Source organism: Streptomyces plumbidurans, from assembly GCF_019857225.1.
GTDB lineage: Bacteria > Actinomycetota > Actinomycetes > Streptomycetales > Streptomycetaceae > Streptomyces > Streptomyces plumbidurans.
The window spans coordinates 184,381-204,344 of record NZ_JAFJSY010000010.1; the positions used below are offsets into that span (position 1 = coordinate 184,381).

Consider the following 19,964-nt stretch of genomic DNA (forward strand, 5'->3'; position numbering starts at 1 on the left):
AGTCTGTGACGCCACGGTGACGTGTGCACCGGGAGCGACCGGAGAGACTCGACAGTACGTGCAGGACCCGGATCTTGTCGCCGGGCCGGCGGTTGGCCGACGGCGGGAGGGAGCACCATGGAAGCGGCAGGCGCGGTCCGCGGGCTCCCCGACGCATCCGAGTGAGGAAAGCGATGTCTCGACTCAGCCGCGAGAAGAAGCGGGAACAGAAGGGCGCCGCGGGCTCGGCGGCCCTCGTGGCGGCACCGATCGACGTCCGCGTGCCCGCGGCCGGTGCGGTCGGCGCCTGGGTCGGCGGCGTACCCGTCAGCGCGGGCACCGGCGAGGAGATCCAGCAGGCCGTACTGAACCACCTCCAGCGCATCGCCCAGGCCACCGGCCACCCCGCCCACGCCACGGTCCACGACGAACGGATCGGCTACGTCGTCCACGTCCAGGTCGGGGCGGACGGAGCCAGCAACTTCACCGGGGAACCCGTGCGGATGGCTGGCGCCGGGGAGCCCGGGGACATGTCCGCCCAGGTGCCCCCGCCTCCGCAGCCCGCGCCGTCGCTCGCACCCCCGCCTGCACCACCCCTCGCGCTCCCGCCCGCGCCGCCGGTCGAGCCGGAGGCCCCCGCGGCTCCCACGGCCGCCGCGGAAGCGCCGCAGCCCGAGGACACCCCCCGGCGGGACAAGCCGACGCACGTGCTCCGGGCCACCCCGGAACCCCACCGGGAGACCGCGCCGACCTTCCCGCTGCGGGCGGCCTCGGAACCCCGGCCCCTGGGCGAGAACGTCCCGACGTTCCCCCTGCGCGCCGTCCCCGAATCGGCCGCCGGCACGGGCGGTACCGCGCCGACCTTCACGCTGCGCAAACTCCCGGAGCCACCCGAGGACCGCCCCCCGGGCACGGTCGCAACACCATCGGGCGAATTCGGCCCACCCCCACCGATGGACGCGGTACCGCAAGGCCCGACGAAACCGGAGGACGCGCCCGCGCGCGGGCCGCGATCCACCCCGGGGCCGCAGCCCCCATCCGCACCGCAGCCCGCCCCCAGCCGGCCCGGCGCCCCCAACCGCAGTGACCCCGCCCCCCTCCTGATCGTCCCCCCGGACCCAACCCTGGACCCCGATCCCAAGCCCACCCCCGCCCGGGGCTTCGATGCTGTGGCTGAGGCCGTGCTCGGGGATGAACCGCCGGTCACCACCAGTTTTCTCATCGAGCCGATGGCGCGGATCAATGAGGCTGTGAAGGGGGGCCGGACGGAGGAGGCCGCGGGGCTGGCCGAGAGTGCGGTGGGGGAGGCTTCGGCGGCGCTCGGGCCGGAGCACGACGAGGTGCTGCGGCTGCGTGAACTCACCGCCTACATCGCCTACTTGGCGGGCGACCCGGTCCGCTCCTTCCGGCTCTCGCTGGACCTGGCCCGGATCCGCCGGCGCACCGGGGACGCGGAGGGGGCCTACGGCAACGTCCAGAGCGCGGCCTCCGCCTGGCGCGCGGTGCGCGACCCGCGGCAGGGCCTGGACCTCGGTCGCGATCTGATCGGCCTGTGGACCGAGCTCACCGCCGAGGACGGCCCGGCCGCCGACGACATCGAACAGCTGGAGTCGGCCCGCGCCCGCATGGGCCGACTCACGGAACGCGCCCGCAAGTCGGCCCAGTAGCAGACCAGTTGTTCCGGACCGCTACGAAGACAGCTCCCAGACCGCGTGTGCGATGGCGTCGCTGTTGTGGTCCAGAGCGGTGTCGTCGATGTTCGTCGACGTGTCGCAGGAGCGGTGGTAGCAGGGGTCGAACGCCTTCCCCGACGTACCGCCCCACGCCGCCTTCTGCGCCGCCGTCTTGATGTAGTCGGCGCCGCTGAACAGCCCGCCGACGGGGATGCCGGCGCTCTTGAACGGCGCGTGGTCGGAGCGCCCGTCGCCCTCGGTCTCCGGCTCGGTGGTGATGTTCAGGCCGGTGAAGTAGTCCTTGAAGGTCTTCTCGATCGTCGGGTCGTCGTCGTAGACGAAATACCCGGGGTTGGGCGAGGCGATCATGTCGAAGTTCAGGTAGTCGCTGATCTTCGAACGGTTCGCGGTGGAGAGGCCGTTGACGTAGTTGCGGGAGCCGACCATGCCCAGCTCCTCCGCGCCCCACCAGGCGAACCGCAGGTGCTTGGCGGGCTGGTAGCCGGCCCGCGACACCGCGAGCGCGGTCTCCAGTACGGCAGCCGAGCCGGAGCCGTTGTCGTTGATGCCGGGCCCGGCGCTGACGCTGTCCAGGTGGGAGCCGGACATCACGACGTGGTCGGTGTCCCCGCCCGGCCAGTCGGCTATCAGGTTGTAGTCGGTGGCGCCGGAGGAGGTGAAGGTCTGGACGGTGGTGGTGAACCCGGCCGCGTCCAGCTTGCCCTTCACATAGTCGAGGGAGGCCTTGTAACCGGCCTTGCCGTGGGCGCGGTTGCCGCCGTTGGCGGTGGCGATGGACTGCAGCTGGGCGAGATGGGCCTTGACGTTGGCCACGGGTATGTCGGGCGCGGCGGCCTGCGCGGGCCCGGGTGCGGCACCGGCCAGGGATCCATCGGTCAGGAGCATGACAGTCGAGACGGCGGCTGCGACCAGACCGGTGGCAGCCGTACGCCCGGAAACGGAGAACTTCATGTGGGGGGCTCCGATTTCCTTGGGAATCAAGGGGATTCCGCAATGAAGGGGGTCCCAGGATGGTGAACGCTTTATCAACTGTGCGTCAAGAGCGGTATCAGGACACAGGGTTCATATAGCGGACGCCGGCACATCGACCCGCGCCACCCGGCGGTCCCGGGCGACTCTGCGGGCGGCCCGCCACGCGTCCCAGGTCAGCAGCGCCAGCGCCACCCACACCAGCCCGAACCCGGCCCACCGCTCCGGCGGCATCTCCTCGTGGAAGTACAGGATCCCGAGCAGGAACTGGAACACCGGCGTCAGATACTGCAGCAGCCCCAGCGTCGACAGCGGCACCCGGATCGCTGCCGCGCCGAAGCAGACCAGCGGCAGCGCCGTGACCACTCCGGCCGCGGCGAGCAGCGCCGCGTGCCCCGGCCCGTGCGTGGCGAACGTCGACTCGCCCTGCGAGCTCAGCCACATCAGATAGCCGACCGCGGGCACGAACTGGATCGCGGTCTCCGCGGCCAGCGACTCCACCCCGCCGAGGTCGACCTTCTTCTTCACCAGCCCGTAGGTCGCGAAGGAGAAGGCGAGCGTGAGCGAGATCCACGGCAACTGCCCGTATCCCACGGCGAGCACGACCACCGCGGCCAGGCCGGTCCCGACCGCCACCCACTGCACGGGACGCAGCCGTTCCTTCAGCAGCAGCACGCCCATGGCGATGGTGACCAGCGGGTTGATGAAGTACCCGAGCGAGGCCTCGACCACGTGCCCGCTGTTCACGGCCCAGATGTAGACGCCCCAGTTGATGGTGATGAAGGCCGCGGCGACCGCGACGAGCGCCAGTCTGCGCGGCTGCCTCAGCAGGGCGCCGGCCCAGGCCCAGCGCCGGGTCACGAGCAGCGCGACGGCCACGAAGACGAGGGACCAGGCCATCCGGTGGGCCAGGATCTCGCCCGCTCCGGCGGGCTTCAGCAGCGGCCAGAAGAGGGGGACCAGGCCCCACATCCCGTATGCCGCGAAGCCGTTCAGCAGTCCTGTACGCCGTTCGCCGCCCGACTTCCCGGTCACGTGCCTCCTCCTCGCCCGGTCGCATGTATGTGCCAGGCAGAAGGTAACGCCGAACGGCCTCGCCTGTCATGCCCGTATCGCCATACGGTCATGACAGGCGAGGGAGACTGCCGAGGGGCCGAGGGGCCGAGGGGCCGAGGGGTCGGAGTGTCAGCCCTTGAGCGCGGCCGCGATCGCGTCGGCGAGCGGTGTGGTGGGCCGCCCGGCCAGCCGGGACAGATCGCCGGTGGAGATCGCCAGCTCGCCCTTCTCGATCGAGGCGTCCACGCCCGCGAGAACACCGGCGAGCGGCCCGGGCAGCCCGGCGCCGGTCAGGATCTGGGTGTAGGCGTCGACCGTGACGGGGTTGTAGGTGATCTCCTTGCCGGTCTGCCGGCTCAGCTCGGCCGCGTACTCGGCGAAGCCCCACGCCTCGTCGCCGCCCAGCTCGTACGTCTTGTTCTCGTGTCCCTCGCCGGTCAGTACGGCGACCGCGGCGGCCGCGTAGTCGGCGCGCGAGGCGGCGGAGACGCGGCCCTCGCCGGCGGCCTGGACGACGGCTCCGTGCTCGAGCACCGGAGCCAGGTTCTCGGTGTAGTTCTCGTGGTACCAGCCGTTGCGCAGCAGCGTGTACGGCAGCCCGGAGGCGAGGAGGATCTCCTCGGTGTCGCGGTGGTCGTCGGCGAGCGCGGCCTTCAGGCTGCCCGGGGCGCTGGTGTACGCGAGCAGCGCGACACCGGCGGCCTTCGCGGCGTCGATGACCGCCTTGTGCTGGGCGACACGGCCCTTGTCGAACTCGTTGCCCGAGATGAGCAGCACCTTGTCCCCGGCCGCGAACACGCCGTCGAAGGTCTCGGGACGGTTGTAGTCGGCGACCGCGAGCCGCACGCCGCGCGCGGCGAGGTCGGCGGCCTTGGCCTCGTCCCGTACGACCGCGGTGACCTGGTCGGCCGGGACCTTCTCCAGCAGCTGCTGCACGACGTGACGGCCGAGGTGTCCGGTGGCGCCGGTGACGACGATGCTCATGACGTAAGACTCCTTGTGGGGTGGCGGATGACACCGACCTTAGGAGTTGCGCTAACTATTGGAAAGTACCCACTTTGAAGTAAGGTACTGGCATGGCAGTTAGTGGAGCAGTAAAGGGAGCAAGGGAAACAGGAGCAAGGGGGCCGGATGCCGACGCCGAGGCCGTGTGCCCCTATCGCCTCGTCATCGAGCACGTCACCAGCCGGTGGGGCGTGCTGATCCTGATCGAGCTCCTCGACCGCCCCCACCGCTTCAGCGAACTGCGCCGGGCCGTCAGCGGATACGGCCGCGCCGTCAGCGAGAAGATGCTGACCCAGACCCTGCAGACCCTGGAGCGCGACGGCATGGTCAACCGCGACGCCCAGCCCGTGATCCCACCCCGGGTCGACTACTCGCTGACCGGCCTGGGCCGGGAGGCGGCGGAGCAGGTGCGGGCCCTGACCCTGTGGACCGAGAAGCGGATGGACGCGGTGGAGGAAGCACGGGAGGCGTACGACACCCGCCGGGGTGCCGACGCCTCCTGAGCCTGCTCTGCCGCCTGCGACCTGCGGCGTGTGGCGTGCGGCCGGGTCAGCCGACGACCGTCCAGGTGTCGCCGCCCGCCAGCAGCGATGCCAGGTCGCCCTTGCCGTGCTGCTCGATCGCGGTGTCGAGCTGGTCGGACATCTGCGTGTCGTAGACGGGCCGGTCGACCGAGCGCAGCACCCCGATCGGGGTGTGGTGCAGGGTGTCCGGGTCGGCCAGTCGGGACAGCGCGAACGCCGTGGTCGGGGAGGTGGCGTGCGCGTCGTGGACCAGCACGTCGGCCTCGTTCTCGGACGTCACGGTGACCACCTTCAGATCGCCCGTCGCCGCGTCCCGTACGACACCGCGCGAGCCGTCCGCCCCGAAGCGGATCGGCTGCCCGTGTTCCAGCCGGATCACGGCCTCCTGGGCCTGTTGGTTGTCCTTGAGGGCCTCGAAGGCGCCGTCGTTGAAGATGTTGCAGTTCTGGTAGATCTCGATGAGCGCCGTGCCCGGGTGCTCGGCCGCCTGGCGCAGCACCTCGGTGAGGTGCTTGCGGTCGGAGTCGATGGTGCGGGCGACGAAGGACGCCTCCGCGCCGAGCGCCAGCGACACCGGGTTGAACGGCGCGTCCAGCGAGCCCATCGGCGTCGACTTCGTGATCTTGCCGACCTCGGACGTCGGGGAGTACTGCCCCTTCGTCAGGCCGTAGATCCGGTTGTTGAACAGCAGGATCTTGAGGTTGACGTTGCGGCGCAGGGCGTGGATGAGGTGGTTGCCGCCGATGGACAGGGCGTCGCCGTCACCCGTGACCACCCACACCGACAGATCCCGCCTGCTGGCAGCGAGGCCGGTCGCGATGGCCGGGGCGCGTCCGTGGATGGAGTGCATGCCGTACGTGTTCATGTAGTACGGGAAGCGGGACGAGCAGCCGATGCCCGAGACGAAGACGATGTTCTCCTTGGCCAGGCCCAGTTGCGGCATGAAGCCCTGGACGGCCGCCAGGATCGCGTAGTCCCCGCAGCCGGGGCACCAGCGCACTTCCTGGTCGGACTTGAAGTCCTTCATGGACTGGCGGCCCTCGGCCTTGGGAACGAGGGAAAGCGCCTCGATCGTGCCCGTGCCTTCCGTGGACGTCTCAGCCATCGATGGCCTCCTTGAGAGCCGTGGCGAGCTGTTCGGCCTTGAACGGCATGCCGTTGACCTGGTTGTACGAGTGCGCGTCGACCAGGTACTTCGCCCGGATCAGGGTGGCGAGCTGACCGAGGTTCATCTCGGGGATCACCACCTTGTCGTACCGCTTGAGCACCGCGCCGAGATTGGCCGGGAACGGGTTGAGGTGGCGCAGATGGGCCTGCGCGATGGACTCACCGGCCGTGCGCAGCCGCCGTACCGCCGCGGTGATCGGTCCGTAGGTCGAGCCCCAGCCGAGCACCAGCGTCCGCGCCCCGTGCGGGTCGTCGACCTCCAGGTCCGGTACGTCGATGCCGTCGACCTTGGCCTGGCGGGTGCGAACCATGAAGTCGTGGTTGGCGGGGTCGTAGGAGATGTTGCCCGTGCCGTCCTGCTTCTCGATGCCGCCGATGCGGTGTTCGAGACCGGGGGTGCCGGGGATCGCCCAGGGCCGGGCGAGGGTCTGCGGGTCGCGCTTGTACGGCCAGAAGACCTCGGTGCCGTCGGCCAGCGTGTGGTTCGGGCCCTGGGCGAACTGCACGGTCAGATCCGGGAGTTCGTCGAGCTCGGGGATGCGCCAGGGCTCGGAGCCGTTGGCCAGGTAGCCGTCGGAGAGCAGCACCACCGGGGTGCGGTACGTCAGCGCGATCCGCGCCGCCTCGATGGCCGCGTGGAAGCAGTCCGCGGGCGTCCTGGGCGCGACCACCGGCACCGGCGCCTCGCCGTTGCGGCCGTACATGGCCTGCAGCAGGTCCGCCTGCTCGGTCTTGGTGGGCAGGCCGGTGGAAGGGCCGCCGCGCTGGATGTCGATGACGAGCAGCGGCAGCTCCAGCGAGACGGCGAGCCCGATGGTCTCGCTCTTGAGCGCCACACCGGGGCCGGAGGTGGTGGTCACGCCCAGCGAACCGCCGAAGGCCGCGCCCAGCGCCGCACCGATGCCGGCGATCTCGTCCTCCGCCTGGAAGGTGCGTACGCCGAAGTTCTTGTGCCTGCTCAGCTCGTGCAGGATGTCCGAGGCCGGCGTGATCGGGTACGAGCCCAGGAACAGCGGCAGGTCCGCTTGGCGCGAGGCGGCGATCAGGCCGTAGGCGAGGGCGAGGTTGCCGGAGATGTTGCGGTAGGTGCCGGGCGGGAAGGCCGTCGTGGCCGGGGCGATCTCGTAGGAGACCGCGAAGTCCTCGGTCGTCTCGCCGAAGTTCCAGCCGGCCCGGAAGGCGGCGAGGTTCGCCTCGGCGATCTCGGGCTTCTTGGCGAACTTGGTCCGCAGGAACTTCTCGGTGCCCTCGGTCGGCCGGTGGTACATCCACGACAGCAGGCCCAGCGCGAACATGTTCTTGCTGCGCTCGGCCTCCTTGCGGCTGAGGTCGAACTCCTTGAGCGCCTCGACCGTGAGGGTCGTCAGCGGCACCTCGTGCAGGTGGTAGCCGTCGAGCGAGCCGTCCTCCAGCGGGGAGGTGGCGTAACCGACCTTCTGCATCGCCCGTTTGGTGAACTCGTCCGTGTTGACGATGATCTCCGCGCCGCGCGGCAGATCGGCGATGTTCGCCTTCAGCGCGGCCGGGTTCATCGCGACCAGGACGTTCGGCGCGTCGCCCGGGGTGAGGATGTCGTGGTCGGCGAAGTGGAGCTGGAAGGAGGAGACGCCCGGCAGGGTTCCGGCAGGTGCCCGGATCTCGGCGGGGAAGTTCGGCAGGGTCGACAGGTCGTTGCCGAAGGACGCCGTCTCGGAGGTGAAGCGGTCGCCGGTGAGCTGCATCCCGTCACCGGAGTCTCCCGCGAACCGGATGATCACCCGGTCCAGCCTGCGTACGTCCTTGGCCGCGCCCGGTTCGCGCTGCACTCCCACTACGGTTCCGTCTGCCTGCTCCGTCGTCCTGCTGACCTGGCTGGTCACTGAACTGGACCTCCCTCGAGGCGACTGTCTGGGACCGGCCTTCCCGCAGGCCCTCCCAGGATCAACCCTACGTCGGTTAGGGTCGCCTTCCCGTGGCCATTCGCATGATGGACACAGACTTGAGATGCTGTGACGCCCTGACTTGTCATGATTTCCCGCCCCCGGCGCTTGCCTTGAAGACGCTTCACCGTGATGGTGCGGTTTCGGGGCTGACGGACGCTTGACTGACGCTGGGCCGACGGCCGGACCTGCCGGGTGACTGACATTCAGTGCCGGCGTGTCATGAGTTCAAGTAGGTGAGGACCGCGAGGACCCGCCGGTGATCCCCGTCGCTCTGGGACAGCCCGAGTTTCAGGAAGATATTGCTGACGTGCTTCTCGACGGCACCGTCGCTGACCACGAGCTGGCGCGCGATGGCCGAGTTGGTCCGGCCCTCGGCCATCAGCCCGAGAACCTCACGCTCCCGGGGCGTCAGCCCCGCCAGCACGTCCTGCTTACGGCTGCGCCCGAGCAGCTGCGCGACCACCTCCGGGTCAAGCGCGGTACCGCCCTGGGCCACCCGCACCACCGCGTCGACGAACTCACGCACCTCGGCCACGCGGTCCTTGAGCAGATAGCCGACGCCATGGCTGGAGCCGGCCAGCAGCTCGGTGGCGTAGCGCTCCTCCACGTACTGCGACAGCACGAGCACGCCGAGGCCCGGATGCGCCTTGCGCAGCTGCACCGCGGCGCGCACCCCCTCGTCGGTGTGGGTCGGCGGCATCCGTACGTCCGCGACGACGACATCGGGCAGCTCGCCCTGCCCGTCCAGCTCGGTGATGGTCTTGATCAGCGCCTCGCCGTCACCCACCCCGGCGACGACGTCATGCCCACGGTCGGTCAGCAGCCGGGTCAGCCCCTCCCTGAGCAGCACTGAATCCTCGGCAATGACCACCCGCACCCTGTCCTCCACGATTTTTGGCCCCCCAGCCCGATCCGTCTGCCAGTAGTCCAGCATTCCAGCATTCGAACCGGGCTGCGCCGCGCGAACCTATTTCAGCGGGAATGGGGGTGGAGTGGGGGTGGGGTTGGCTGGATTTCCGTCACGGGGCTTTGGCGGGGGTGAGTGGCGGGTCGGGCCGCCATGCTCGGCCGAGCCACATGCGGGGCCCACGGCTCAGCCGAGCGCCCGTTCGCCCCGCCAGGGGAGTTCCGCGGTGACTCGGGTGGGGCCGCCGGCAGGCGAGTCCACCAGCAGGATTCCGTCCACCGCGTCCAGCCGTTCGGCGAGCCCGCCCAGGCCCGAGCCGCCGGAGGCGTCCGCTCCGCCGACGCCGTTGTCCACGACCTGCACCATCAGCCGGTTCTCCACCCGCCACACATCCACGGCCGCCCAGGTGGCCCGCGCGTGCTTGCTGATGTTCTGCAGCAGCTCCGACACCGTGAAGTACGCGATCCCCTCGATCGCCGGCGCCGGCCGCTCGACGAGATCCACCTCGACCTGCACCGGCACCGTGCACCGCGAGGCGACCGAGGACAGCGCGGCGTCCAGACCGCGGTCGGTCAGCACCGCCGGATGGATCCCGCGCGCGAGGTCCCGCAGCTCCTGCAGCGCGGTTTTCACCTCGCCGTGCGCCTCGTCGACCATCCGCGCCGCCGCCTGCGGGTCCTCCGTCAGCTTCTCCTTGGCCAGCCCCAGATCCATGGCCAGCGCCACGAGCCGGGCCTGCGCCCCGTCGTGCAGGTCGCGCTCGATCCGCCGCAGGTCCGCGGCCGCCGTGTCGACCACGACACCCCGGTCCGACTCCAGCTCCACCACCCGCGCCGACAGCCGCGACGGGCCGAGCAGCCCCTGCACCATCACCCGGTCCACCATTGTCAGCGCCCGTACGATCCACGGCGTGGCCAGCGTGAACACCAGTCCCACCAGCGCCGTCACGGTGATCTCGAAGGGGTTGTCGAGGTACACGCTGTGCGAGGTGTCGCCGTAGAGCTGAAGCCCGCCCTGGCCGCCGTACACCGGGAAGAGCCAGAACCACAGCGGATACGTCAGCAGGGCCCATCCGTACGCCCAGAAGTTCACCGCGATCACGAACGAGAAGACCGACCAGGGGAACTGCAGCAGTGCGTACAGCAGCGTCCGCCACGAGGTGCCGCTCTTCAGTACGGCCCCCATCCAGGCCATCACGCCGGACTTCCGCATCCGCAGCGGCTCGGGGTCGGCCACCTCCAGGCCCAGCAGCCCGCGCGCCCGCGCCCGCTCCAGCGCCCCGAAGCCCCGGCAGCCGGCCAGCCCCGCGGCCAGCACCGGGATGCCCAAAAACGTCACCAGGAGGCCCGCGCCGAGCGCGACCATCGTGACCGAGTACACGAAGAGCGTGACGCCGATCGGCAGGCTCAGCAGCACATAGGCGAACTCGCGCCAGCTGCGCGCCTCGAACGGCGCCCGCAGACCGGCGGGCAGCCGGCGCCGGGGGCCGGCGCCCAGCCCGTCGTCGTACCCGTACCCGTGTCCGTAGCCCTGTCCGTACTCGGTGGCCATCGACGTCGTCCGTTCTACTCGTCCTGCCGGCTCAGCGGCTCCCCTGCCTACCTCCACGGTCCCGTCTCCCAACTCCCCGGACCATGGAGTCCGTAGGCGTCTTGGGAGGGGGGTTTTCCCTACCCTTCGGCCTCACCAGGGCTGTCCGGACTTCTTCTGTCTCAGCGGGGCTGTCCGGATCTCTTCGGCTTCAGCAGGGCCGTCCGGGCTTCTTCTGTCTCAGTGGGGCTGTCCGGCTCCCTTCGGCCTCACCAGGGCCGTCCGGACTTCTGCTTTCTCAGCGGGGCTGTCCGGATCCCTTCGGCCTCAGCAGGGCTGCCCGGACCTCTTCGTCTTCAGAGGGCCCACCCGGATCTCATCGGGCTTCAGCGGCGCTGTCCGGACCGGCCCTTTCGGCCTCATCGGGGCTGCCCCGCGCCCGCGGCGGCGTTGTCGCCGGATCCGCGGTCGCGCCAGGGCAGCTCCGCCGTCACGACGGTCGGCCCGCCCGGCGGCGAGTCGATGACGAACAGCCCGTCGACGGCGTCCAGCCGGTCCGCGAGCCCCTGCATGCCCGAGCCGCCGTCGAGCCGCGCGCCCCCGTGGCCGTTGTCCTCGACCTGGATCAGCAGCCGCTCGCCGGACCGCCACACCTCGACGGACGCGGACCTCGCCCCGCTGTGCTTGCTGATGTTCTGCAGCAGCTCGGAGACGGTGAAGTAGGCGATGCCCTCGATGGCCGCGGCCGGCCGCGAGACGAGGTCGACCGTCACCTTCACGGGCACGGTGCAACGCGAGGCGACCGAGGACAGGGCGGCGTCCAGACCGCGGTCGGTCAGCACCGCCGGATGGATGCCCCGGGCCAGATCCCGCAGCTCCTGCAGCGCGAGCTTCACCTCGCCGTGCGCCTCCGCGACCATGTCCGCGGCCGCGTCCGGGTCCTCCAGCAGCTTCTCCTTGGCCAGCCCGAGCCCCATCGCCAGATTGACCAGGCGGGCCTGCGCCCCGTCGTGCAGATCGCGCTCGATCCGCCGCAGATCGGCGTTGGCGGTGTCGACCACGACCCCCCGGTCCGACTCCAGCTCCGCGATACGCCGCTCCAGCTCGTCGGAGGGCGACAGCAGCCCGCGCACCATCGCCCGGTCGGCGTTGGTCAGCCCCCGCGCGATGTACGGCAGCACCGGCCACAGCACGAACAGCGAGGTCAGCGTGATGGCGAAGGTGAGCACGCCCCAGGGCAGCCGTATGAAGTCGTAGAGCACGGTGCGCCAGCCCACCGGGTCCTTCAGCCGCATCCACAACCGCGGCAGCAGACCGGTACCGCGCCCCGGCAACGGGCTCGGCTCGTCCACCCGTACCCCGAGCAGCTTCCTGGCCCGCGCCCTCTCCATCCTGCCCAGCACCCGCGCGCCCGCCAGACCGGCCGCCAGCAACGGGAACCCGATCACCGTCACCGTCAGCCAGAAACCCGTGAACAGCACCGTGACGACATAGACGAAACCGAACAGCGACACCGGGAGGTTCGCCAGGAGATGCGCGATCTCCTTCCAGGTCTGCCGGTCGTAGGCGAAACGGGCTGGGGGCAGGCGGTCGTCACCTTCCGGAGCCCCCTCCGGGCCTCCGGGAGCCCCGATCGGGTGCGAGAGTCGTTCGGTCATACGGGCCAGCGTGCCGCGTGGCGAGCGCTCGCGCCATGAGGTCGACCGCCCAGGTCTCCTGGGGAAAACCCCACCCCGGCATATCGAGCACATCTCAAGGCGCGACGGGCTGCTTACCCTCTCTTTATCAGGGCCTAGACTCCCGTGCGTACAGATCGTCGAGCGACACCGTTCGCCAAGGTCGCAGGTCACATCAGCAAGCCGCATCAGCAAGTCGTATCAGCAAGTCGTATCAGGGAGCGAGGGCACGGACGTGCGGGAACCGACCGTCGTCGCGGCGGACTACTTCCAGTCGTACTCGGTCGTCGGACTGCTGGCCGTCGTCGGCGTGCTGTTCGTCGCCGTCGCCTTCGGAGCGGGCCGGCTGCTGCGCCCGGTCGTGCCCACCCCGGAGAAGCTGCTGACGTACGAGTGCGGAGTCGACCCCGTCGGCGAGGGCTGGGCCCACACCCAGGTCCGCTACTACGTCTACGCCTTCCTCTACGTCATCTTCGCCGTCGACTCGATCTTCCTGTTCCCCTGGGCGACGGTCTACGCCGCCCCCGGCTACGGCGCCACCACCCTCGTCGAGATGTTCATCTTCCTCGGCTTCCTGGCCGTGGGCCTGCTCTACGCGTACAAGAAGGGCGTTCTGGCATGGACGTGACGACGCCGGACACCAACGGGCAGTCGGCCGAGCCCCCTGCCACGCAGCCCGTGCTGCTGCCGGAGCCGAAGAGGCTGGGCGCACTGGCCCGCCTCGCACCGGAACCGATGAAGGTGGTCCTGAACTGGGGCCGCCGCTACTCCCTGTGGGTCTTCAACTTCGGCCTCGCCTGCTGCGCGATCGAGTTCATCGCCGCGTCGATGGCCCGCCACGACTTCATCCGCCTCGGCGTCATCCCCTTCGCGCCGGGCCCGCGCCAGGCCGACCTGATGGTGGTCTCGGGCACGGTCACGGACAAGATGGCCCCGGCCGTGAAGCGCCTGTACGAGCAGATGCCCGAGCCGAAGTACGTCATCTCCTTCGGCGCATGCAGCAACTGCGGCGGCCCCTACTGGGACTCCTACTCCGTCACCAAGGGCGTCGACCAGATCATCCCCGTCGACGTCTACGTCCCCGGCTGCCCGCCCCGCCCCGAGGCCCTGCTCCAGGGCATCCTCAAGCTCCAGGAGAAGATCGCACGCGAGTCCCTGGGGGAGCGCTACGGCACCTCCCGGCCCTCCGCCGCGGCCCTGCAGAGCCCCCTGGTCGAGCCGCCCGCCGCCACGCCCCCGTCCGGGGAGGACCGATGAGCACGGTCGGCTGGCTGCCCGCCCCCGCGGAGGAACTCTTCGGCCCGGAGGCCACGGCCGAGGAGTCCTACGAGGTCCTGACGGTCGACGTCCCTCCGGCGTCCTGGCTCACCGCCCTGGAAGTCGCGCGCGACCGCCTCTCCTGCACCTATTTCGACTGGCTGAGCGCGGTCGACGAACCGGGCACAGGGTTCCGCGTCTCGGCCCACGTCGTCTCCCTGTCCCCTCTTCGTCGCCTGCTGATCCGCACCACCGTCCCGCACGACGCCCCGACGCTGCCCTCCGCCGTCGACGTCTACGCGGGCGCGGCCTGGCACGAACGCGAGACCCACGAAATGTTCGGCGTCCACTTCGAGGGCCACCCCGGCCTCGACCACCTCCTGCTCCCGGACACCTTCGAGGGCCACCCCCTCCGCAAGGACTTCGTCCTCGCCGCCCGCGTCGCCAAGGCCTGGCCCGGCGCCAAGGAACCAGGCGAATCCGACCACGGCACCCCCAAGCGCCGCCAAATGCTCCCCCCAGGCGTCCCCGACCCCAACGAATGGGGCCCCTTGAAGGGACAGCTCCCCCCAGCACCGTCCCGCCCGACCCGCAGCACGGGCACGGCCGCGGGCCGAGGCGCGGCGCGAGCAGGGACTGGGGAACGGCCTGCCCGCCGAGCGCGGTCGGTGGGGGAGGGGTCGGTCAGCCAGGGGGCGGCTGGGGCTGCGGGTGGTTCGGCTGGTCAGGGGGCGGCTGGAGGTTCGGGACCATCGGGTGAGGCGGGGGCTGCGCCGCGTCGTGCGCGGTCGGCGGCCGAGGGTTCGGTGAGCCAGGCGGCTGGGGCCGAGGGTGCGGCGGCCGGGGTGCCGGGTGAGGGTGCGGCTGGGCCGCGTCGTGCGCGGTCGGCGGCGGAGGGTTCGGCGAGTCAGGCGTCTGGAGCCGAGGGTTCGGCCGGGCAGGCGGCGGCCGGGGTTGGCGGGGCGTCGGGTGAGGCGGAGGCTGGGCCGCGGCGTGCGCGGTCCGCGGCGGAAGGTTCGGCGAGTCAGACGGCCTCGCCCGCGGCCGACCAGCGGCAGGGTGCGGCCGGCACGGCTGCACCGCGCCGCTCGCGCCGCGCGAGAGACGGTTCGGCCTCGCAGGCTGCCGAAACCCCGTCGCCACAGGCCCCGAACACCCGCCCCGCCCCCCGCAGTTCGGACGCCCCTTGGCACCACGCCCGCCCGGCTTTCGACGATGCGGAACCGGAAGCGAAGGGGAGCGCGGGGGCGGAACCGGAGGCCGAGGCAGAGCAGAGCGCGAAGGCCGGTGCGACAACGGAGCCGGGTCCCGCGGTGAAGCCAGCGGAGCCGAAGCCGAGCCCAAGCCCGAGCCCAAAGTCCAGCGCGGAGCCGGAGCTCAGCCCGGAGCCGGTGCCGAGCCCGGAACCGAAGCCCGGCCCGGAACCCAAGCCCAGCGCGGAACCGAAGCCGAGCCCAGAGCCGCAGCCCAGCCCAGACCCGGAGCCCAGCCCAAAGCCCACCACGCAGGACACCCCCGCCGACAAAGCCCCGCCCACCCCCGAAGACCCAGCCGAAAACCCAGACCCCCCCTCAGGAGGTACGCAGTGACCGACGCCCTGGACGTCACCCTGCGACTCCTGATCGTGTTCGTCGTCTTCCTCACCTTCCCCCTGATCGTGGGCCAGACCGAGCACAAGGTCATGGCTCACATGCAGGGCCGCCTCGGCCCGATGTACGCCGGCGGCTTCCACGGCTGGGCCCAACTCGTCGCCGACGGAGTCAAGTTCGCGCAGAAGGAGGACGTCGTCCCGGCGGGCGCGGACCGCCGCGTCTTCCAGCTCGCCCCGGCCGTCGCCCTCCTCCCGTACCTCGTCGTCCTGCTGGCCATCCCCATCGGCCCGGGAGAGGGCGCGGTCGGTCAGGTCCTCGATGCGGGCGTCTTCTTTGTCCTCGCGGTGATGGGCGTGGGCGTCCTCGGCTCCCTCATGGCCGGTTGGGCCTCCGCCAACAAGTTCTCCCTCCTCGGCGGCCTGCGCACCGCCGCTCAGCTCCTCGCCTACGAACTCCCGATGCTCCTCACCGCCGCCTCGGTGGCCATGGCGGCCGGTACCGTCTCCCTCCCCGGCATCCTCGACGCCTTCCAGTGGTGGTGGCTTCCCTGGCAGATCGTCGGCGCGATCGTCTTCTTCGTCGCCGGCCTCGCCGAACTCCAGCGCCCGCCCTTCGACATGCCCGTCGCCGACTCGGAGATCATCTTCGGCGCGTACACCGAATACACGGGCCTGCGTTTCGCACTGTTCCTCCTCGCCGAGTACGCCGGAATCATCGTCCTGTGCGGCCTGACCACCGTCCTGTTCCTGGGCGGCTGGCACGGCCCCTGGGGCTCCGACGGCCTCGGCTGGGTGTGGACCCTGCTGAAGACGGCCGTCCTCGCCTTCCTCGTGATCTGGCTCCGCGTCACCTATCCCCGCCTGCGCGAGGACCAGCTCCAGAAGCTCTCCTGGACCCTCCTCGTCCCCCTCTCCCTCGCTCAGATCGCCCTCACCGGCATCGTCAAGGTGGTGATCTCCTGATGACGGAGCCGCTCCCCTCCACCCGGTCCCGCATCCCCGGCGCGGGCCTGGCCAAGGGTCTGGCCGTCACCCTGCGCACGATGACGAAGAAGACCGTCACCGCTCAGTACCCGGACGTCCTGCCCGACCTGCCGCCCCGCAGCCGTGGCGTCATCGCTCTGTTCGAGGAGAACTGCACGGTCTGCATGCTCTGCGCCCGGGAGTGCCCGGACTGGTGCATCTACATCGACTCCCACAAGGAGACGGTCCCGGCGGCGACCCCCGGTGGCCGCGAACGCAGCCGCAACGTCCTCGACCGCTTCGCCATCGACTTCGCCCTGTGCATGTACTGCGGTATCTGCATCGAGGTCTGTCCTTTCGACGCCCTGTTCTGGTCCCCGGAGTTCGAGTACGCCGAGACCGACATCCACGAACTCACCCACGAACGCGACAAGCTCCGCGACTGGATGTGGACGGTGCCCGCCCCGCCGGCCCTCGACCCGGCCGCCGAGGAACCGAAGGAGATCGCCGCCGCCCGCAAGGCCGCCGAGAAGCTGGCGGCCGCCCAGGCCGAGCCCCAGGAAGGAGAGTCGTGAGCCTCGTCGCAGCCACAGCCACAGCCACAGCCTCAGCCGTGACCGCGGCCCCCGCCACGAGCCTGGCCGCCGACACCCACGGCTTCCTCTCCCCGACCGGCGTCGAGATCGCCTTCCTCCTCGTCGGCCTCGTCACCTTCGGCGCCGCCCTCGTCACCGTCACCACCCGCCAACTGGTGCACGCCGCCCTGTGGCTGGTGGTCACCCTCGGCGGTCTGGCCGTCGAATACCTGCTGCTCACCGCCGAGTTCATCGCCTGGGTGCAGGTCCTCATCTATGTCGGCTCCGTCGTGGTCCTCCTTCTGTTCGGTCTGATGCTCACCAGGGCACCCATCGGCCGCTCGCCGGACGCCGACTCCGGCAACCGCTGGGCCGCACTCACCGTGGCCGTCGCCTCGGCCGCCGCCCTGGTCTGGGTCGTCGTCGACGCATTCCGTGCGACCTGGATCGACCTGGACGGTCCGGCCGCCGGCTCCACCGCCGTCACCGGGGCGAGCCTCTTCCAGAACTGGGTGCTCCCCTTCGAGGCCCTCTCCGTCCTTCTCCTCGCGGCCCTGGTCGGCGCGATCGTCCTGTCCCGCAAGGCGAAGGCGGAGTCGAGCTCTCCCCCTGTGAACTCCCGGGCCGGGTCCGGCAGTTCCCCATCCGTCCCGGATTCCCGGAATCACCCGTCAGGGCGAAAGGAGCCGGCCCAGGCAACCGATCCGGTCCAGGCAACCGATCAGGTCGGGACAACCGATCCGGCCGAGCAGGAAGGCGCCCGCTGATGCATCTCGCCTATCCCGCCGTGCTCTCCGCCCTCCTGTTCTGCACCGGCCTGTACGGCGTCCTCGCCCGCCGCAACGCGATCCTGGTCCTGATGTCCGTCGAGCTGATGCTCAACGCCGTCAACCTCAACCTCGTCGCCTTCGACGTCTGGCTCAGCAAGGCCGCCCGGGACACCCTGCACTCCGGCCAGGCCCTGACCCTGTTCACCATCGCCATCGCCGCCGCCGAGATCGGCATCGGCCTGGCGATCGTCCTCGCCGTCTACCGCAACCGCGGCACCTCCGACATCGACAGACTGCGCGACAGCGCCGAGGGCCACGAGAGCGACGGCCCGGAAGGCGACGCCCCGACGACGGATCAGACCGGGAAGGCTGAGGCCACCGCGTGACCACGACCACCCTCGCCGTCCTCGTTCCCCTGCTGCCGTTCCTGGGCGCCGCGGCCGGCCTGCTCCTGGGCCGCACGGCCCCCGGCTTCGTCCGCCCTCTCGCGGTACTGCCGACCCTCGCCTCGTTCGTGCTGGCCGTGCTGGTCGCCGTACGCCAGGGGGGCGACCAGGCCGTCGACGCCCACACCGAACTCACGCCCACCGGCTCGGTCCCCGTCGAACTCGCCCTGCACATCGACGGCTTCGCCGCCCTCGTCGCCGTCCTGGTCGGCGTCGTCGCCTCGTGCGTGCAGATCTACTCGACGGGCTACCTGCGCGACGACCCGCGCTACCCCTCGTACGCCGCGCTCGTCTCCCTCTTCACCTCCGCGATGCTGCTCGTCGTCTACTCCGGCGACCTGATCGTGCTGCTGGTCGGCTGGGAGATCATGGGCATCTGCTCGTACTTCCTGGTCGGCCACTATTGGGAGACCCCGGAGGCCCGCGCCGCCTCCATCAAGGCCTTCCTGGTGACGAAGCTCGGTGATGTCCCCTTCCTCATCGGTTTGTTCGCCCTCGCCACCGACACCGGCTCCTTCCGGATCACGAAGGTCCTCGGCGCCGTCGCGAGCGGCGGCCTCCACCACCCGACGCTGATCGCCCTGCTGCTCCTTGCGGGCGTGGCGGGCAAGTCGGCGCAGTTCCCGCTGCACACCTGGCTCCCCGACGCGATGGCGGGCCCGACGCCGGTCTCCGCGCTGATCCACGCCGCGACAATGGTCGCCGCCGGTGTCTACTTCGTCGCCCGCCTCCTCCCGGTCTTCGAGGCCTCCTCGGCCGCGATGGTCGTCCTGGCCGTCATGGCCGCCGTCACCATGCTCGGCTCGGGCCTCGCCGCACTCGCCCAGGACGACATCAAGCGCGTCCTCGCCTACTCGACGATCGGCCAACTCGGCTACATGACCGGCGCCCTCGCCGTCGGCGACCGCGGCGCCGCCGTCTTCCACCTCCTGTCCCACGGCGCCTTCAAGGCGCTGCTGTTCCTCGCCGCCGGCGTGATCATCCACGCCGCCGGCACCAACTCGCTGGCCGCCATGTCCCGCATGGGCAACCTGCGCGACCGCGTCCCCGACGCCTTCTGGACGATGACCGTGGCGCTCCTCGCGCTCGCCGCGATCCCGCCCTTCAGCGGCTTCTTCTCCAAGGACGCCGTCCTCGGCGCCGCGGAACACGTCGCCACCGGATACACCGAGCACGCCCCCGGCACCGCGGGCTGGATCACCCTCGTCGCCGGCCTGATCACCGCGGCACTCACCGCCGCGTACGCGACGCGCCTCTGGCTGCTCGCCTTCCGCGGACAGGGCACCGAGGCTCCCGACCACGGCCGCCAGCCGCTCACCATGACCGCGGTGCTGTGGGTGCTCGCCGTCCCGTCCCTGGCGCTCGGCGGGTTCGCCTACCGTTCGCTGCCCGACTGGTTCGACGGTCGGGACCTCGCCCCGACCCTCACCACCTCCGTCCTCGGCACGGGAGTGGCCCTGATCGGCGGCATCGTCACCTACGCGGCCTGGCGACACAGCACGGCAGCCGCGGCCCGTGTCCCGCTCGGCGCGGTCGCCGCCCACCCCGAGGGCGACGCCGGACTCGTCGAGGCCGAGGCCATCGCCACCCACGCACCCGCCTACGGCGACGTCGCCTCCGCACCCGACCCGGCGGACCCCGGACGGCTGCTGCTCGGCCCGCTGCACCGGCACGCGGCCGTCGGCTTCCACCTCGACGCCGTGTACGCGGCACTCTTCGTCCGCCCAGTGCTGGCTGGCGCGAGCCTCGTTCGGTTCCTGGACCGCGAGGTCGTCGAGACCTACGTACGCGGCGCGGGAGCCCTACCCCGCCTGCTGGGAGCCGCCGTACGGCGCGCCCAGACCGGCAATGTGCAGACCTATGTGAGCGCGCTGCTCGCCGGCACCGTCGTCCTCGCGGTCGCCGCCGTCCTTGTCGCCACGGGAGCGTGAGC

At 70.9% G+C, this 19,964-nt stretch carries 18 protein-coding genes; 10 read left to right on the forward strand and 8 right to left on the reverse strand.

The window, feature by feature from the left end; genetic code table 11:
* The first annotated feature begins 173 nt into the window (after positions 1-173).
* Positions 174-1,646, forward strand: a complete 1,473-nt coding sequence (locus tag JYK17_RS09465) for a YML083C domain-containing protein (protein ID WP_222810172.1) — start codon at positions 174-176, stop codon at positions 1,644-1,646.
* 21 nt (positions 1,647-1,667) lie between these two features.
* Here JYK17_RS09465 and JYK17_RS09470 read toward each other — a convergent pair whose 3' ends face one another.
* The 3 genes from JYK17_RS09470 to JYK17_RS09480 all read right to left on the reverse strand — a co-directional run bounded on the left by JYK17_RS09470 (position 1,668) and on the right by JYK17_RS09480 (position 4,682).
* Entirely contained in the window at positions 1,668-2,624 is a 957-nt protein-coding gene (locus tag JYK17_RS09470; RefSeq protein WP_128802684.1) for a M28 family metallopeptidase, read from the reverse strand.
* A gap of 111 nt (positions 2,625-2,735) precedes the next feature.
* The gene (rarD, locus tag JYK17_RS09475) at positions 2,736-3,677 is read right to left on the reverse strand and encodes an EamA family transporter RarD (RefSeq protein ID WP_222810173.1); all 942 of its coding nucleotides are present in this window, start codon (positions 3,675-3,677) and stop codon (positions 2,736-2,738) included.
* 150 nt (positions 3,678-3,827) lie between these two features.
* Entirely contained in the window at positions 3,828-4,682 is an 855-nt protein-coding gene (locus JYK17_RS09480) for an SDR family oxidoreductase (protein WP_108014548.1), read from the reverse strand.
* A 92-nt stretch (positions 4,683-4,774) separates the two neighbouring features.
* Here JYK17_RS09480 and JYK17_RS09485 point away from each other — a divergent pair, with 92 nt between their 5' ends.
* The gene (locus tag JYK17_RS09485; protein WP_108014549.1) at positions 4,775-5,206 is read left to right on the forward strand and encodes a winged helix-turn-helix transcriptional regulator; all 432 of its coding nucleotides are present in this window, start codon (positions 4,775-4,777) and stop codon (positions 5,204-5,206) included.
* A 46-nt stretch (positions 5,207-5,252) separates the two neighbouring features.
* Here the strand turns inward: JYK17_RS09485 and JYK17_RS09490 are convergent, their stop codons facing one another.
* From JYK17_RS09490 to JYK17_RS09510, 5 genes are all read right to left on the reverse strand, one after another.
* The gene (locus JYK17_RS09490) at positions 5,253-6,332 is read right to left on the reverse strand and encodes a 2-oxoacid:ferredoxin oxidoreductase subunit beta (RefSeq protein WP_108014550.1); all 1,080 of its coding nucleotides are present in this window, start codon (positions 6,330-6,332) and stop codon (positions 5,253-5,255) included.
* Positions 6,325-8,253, reverse strand: coding sequence for a 2-oxoacid:acceptor oxidoreductase subunit alpha (locus JYK17_RS09495; protein ID WP_222810174.1), 1,929 nt, complete (start codon positions 8,251-8,253; stop codon positions 6,325-6,327). The genes JYK17_RS09490 and JYK17_RS09495 overlap by 8 nt, the downstream gene beginning before the upstream one ends.
* A 280-nt stretch (positions 8,254-8,533) precedes the next feature.
* The gene (locus JYK17_RS09500) at positions 8,534-9,193 is read right to left on the reverse strand and encodes a response regulator transcription factor (RefSeq protein WP_277751740.1); all 660 of its coding nucleotides are present in this window, start codon (positions 9,191-9,193) and stop codon (positions 8,534-8,536) included.
* A gap of 216 nt (positions 9,194-9,409) precedes the next feature.
* Positions 9,410-10,774 carry a sensor histidine kinase gene (locus tag JYK17_RS09505; protein ID WP_108014553.1) on the reverse strand — a complete coding sequence of 455 codons (1,365 nt, stop codon included), beginning with the start codon at positions 10,772-10,774 and terminating at the stop codon, positions 9,410-9,412.
* 398 nt (positions 10,775-11,172) lie between these two features.
* Positions 11,173-12,411, reverse strand: coding sequence for a sensor histidine kinase (locus JYK17_RS09510; RefSeq protein ID WP_128802686.1), 1,239 nt, complete (start codon positions 12,409-12,411; stop codon positions 11,173-11,175).
* 253 nt (positions 12,412-12,664) lie between these two features.
* Between JYK17_RS09510 and JYK17_RS09515 the strand changes: the two genes are divergently transcribed.
* The 8 genes from JYK17_RS09515 to JYK17_RS09550 are packed head-to-tail and all read left to right on the forward strand — an operon-like array spanning position 12,665 to position 19,962.
* Positions 12,665-13,057, forward strand: a complete 393-nt coding sequence (locus tag JYK17_RS09515; RefSeq protein ID WP_108014555.1) for an NADH-quinone oxidoreductase subunit A — start codon at positions 12,665-12,667, stop codon at positions 13,055-13,057.
* On the forward strand, positions 13,048-13,686 hold the full coding sequence (locus JYK17_RS09520; RefSeq protein ID WP_108014556.1) for an NADH-quinone oxidoreductase subunit B: 639 nt from the start codon (positions 13,048-13,050) through the stop codon (positions 13,684-13,686). The genes JYK17_RS09515 and JYK17_RS09520 overlap by 10 nt, the downstream gene beginning before the upstream one ends.
* On the forward strand, positions 13,683-15,275 hold the full coding sequence (locus JYK17_RS09525; protein WP_222810175.1) for an NADH-quinone oxidoreductase subunit C: 1,593 nt from the start codon (positions 13,683-13,685) through the stop codon (positions 15,273-15,275). The genes JYK17_RS09520 and JYK17_RS09525 overlap by 4 nt, the downstream gene beginning before the upstream one ends.
* A complete protein-coding gene (locus JYK17_RS09530; RefSeq protein WP_108014558.1) occupies positions 15,272-16,240 on the forward strand; it encodes a complex I subunit 1/NuoH family protein in 969 nt (322 codons plus the stop codon). The genes JYK17_RS09525 and JYK17_RS09530 overlap by 4 nt, the downstream gene beginning before the upstream one ends.
* Complete coding sequence (locus JYK17_RS09535) at positions 16,240-16,815, forward strand: NuoI/complex I 23 kDa subunit family protein (RefSeq protein ID WP_108014559.1); 576 nt, start codon at positions 16,240-16,242, stop codon at positions 16,813-16,815. Before JYK17_RS09530 ends, JYK17_RS09535 begins: the two co-directional genes overlap by 1 nt.
* A gap of 38 nt (positions 16,816-16,853) precedes the next feature.
* The gene (locus JYK17_RS09540) at positions 16,854-17,582 is read left to right on the forward strand and encodes an NADH-quinone oxidoreductase subunit J family protein (RefSeq protein WP_222810176.1); all 729 of its coding nucleotides are present in this window, start codon (positions 16,854-16,856) and stop codon (positions 17,580-17,582) included.
* The gene (gene nuoK, locus JYK17_RS09545) at positions 17,582-17,971 is read left to right on the forward strand and encodes an NADH-quinone oxidoreductase subunit NuoK (RefSeq protein WP_222810177.1); all 390 of its coding nucleotides are present in this window, start codon (positions 17,582-17,584) and stop codon (positions 17,969-17,971) included. Before JYK17_RS09540 ends, nuoK begins: the two co-directional genes overlap by 1 nt.
* The gene (locus tag JYK17_RS09550) at positions 17,968-19,962 is read left to right on the forward strand and encodes an NADH-quinone oxidoreductase subunit 5 family protein (protein WP_222810178.1); all 1,995 of its coding nucleotides are present in this window, start codon (positions 17,968-17,970) and stop codon (positions 19,960-19,962) included. The genes nuoK and JYK17_RS09550 overlap by 4 nt, the downstream gene beginning before the upstream one ends.
* Positions 19,963-19,964: the final 2 nt, after the last annotated feature.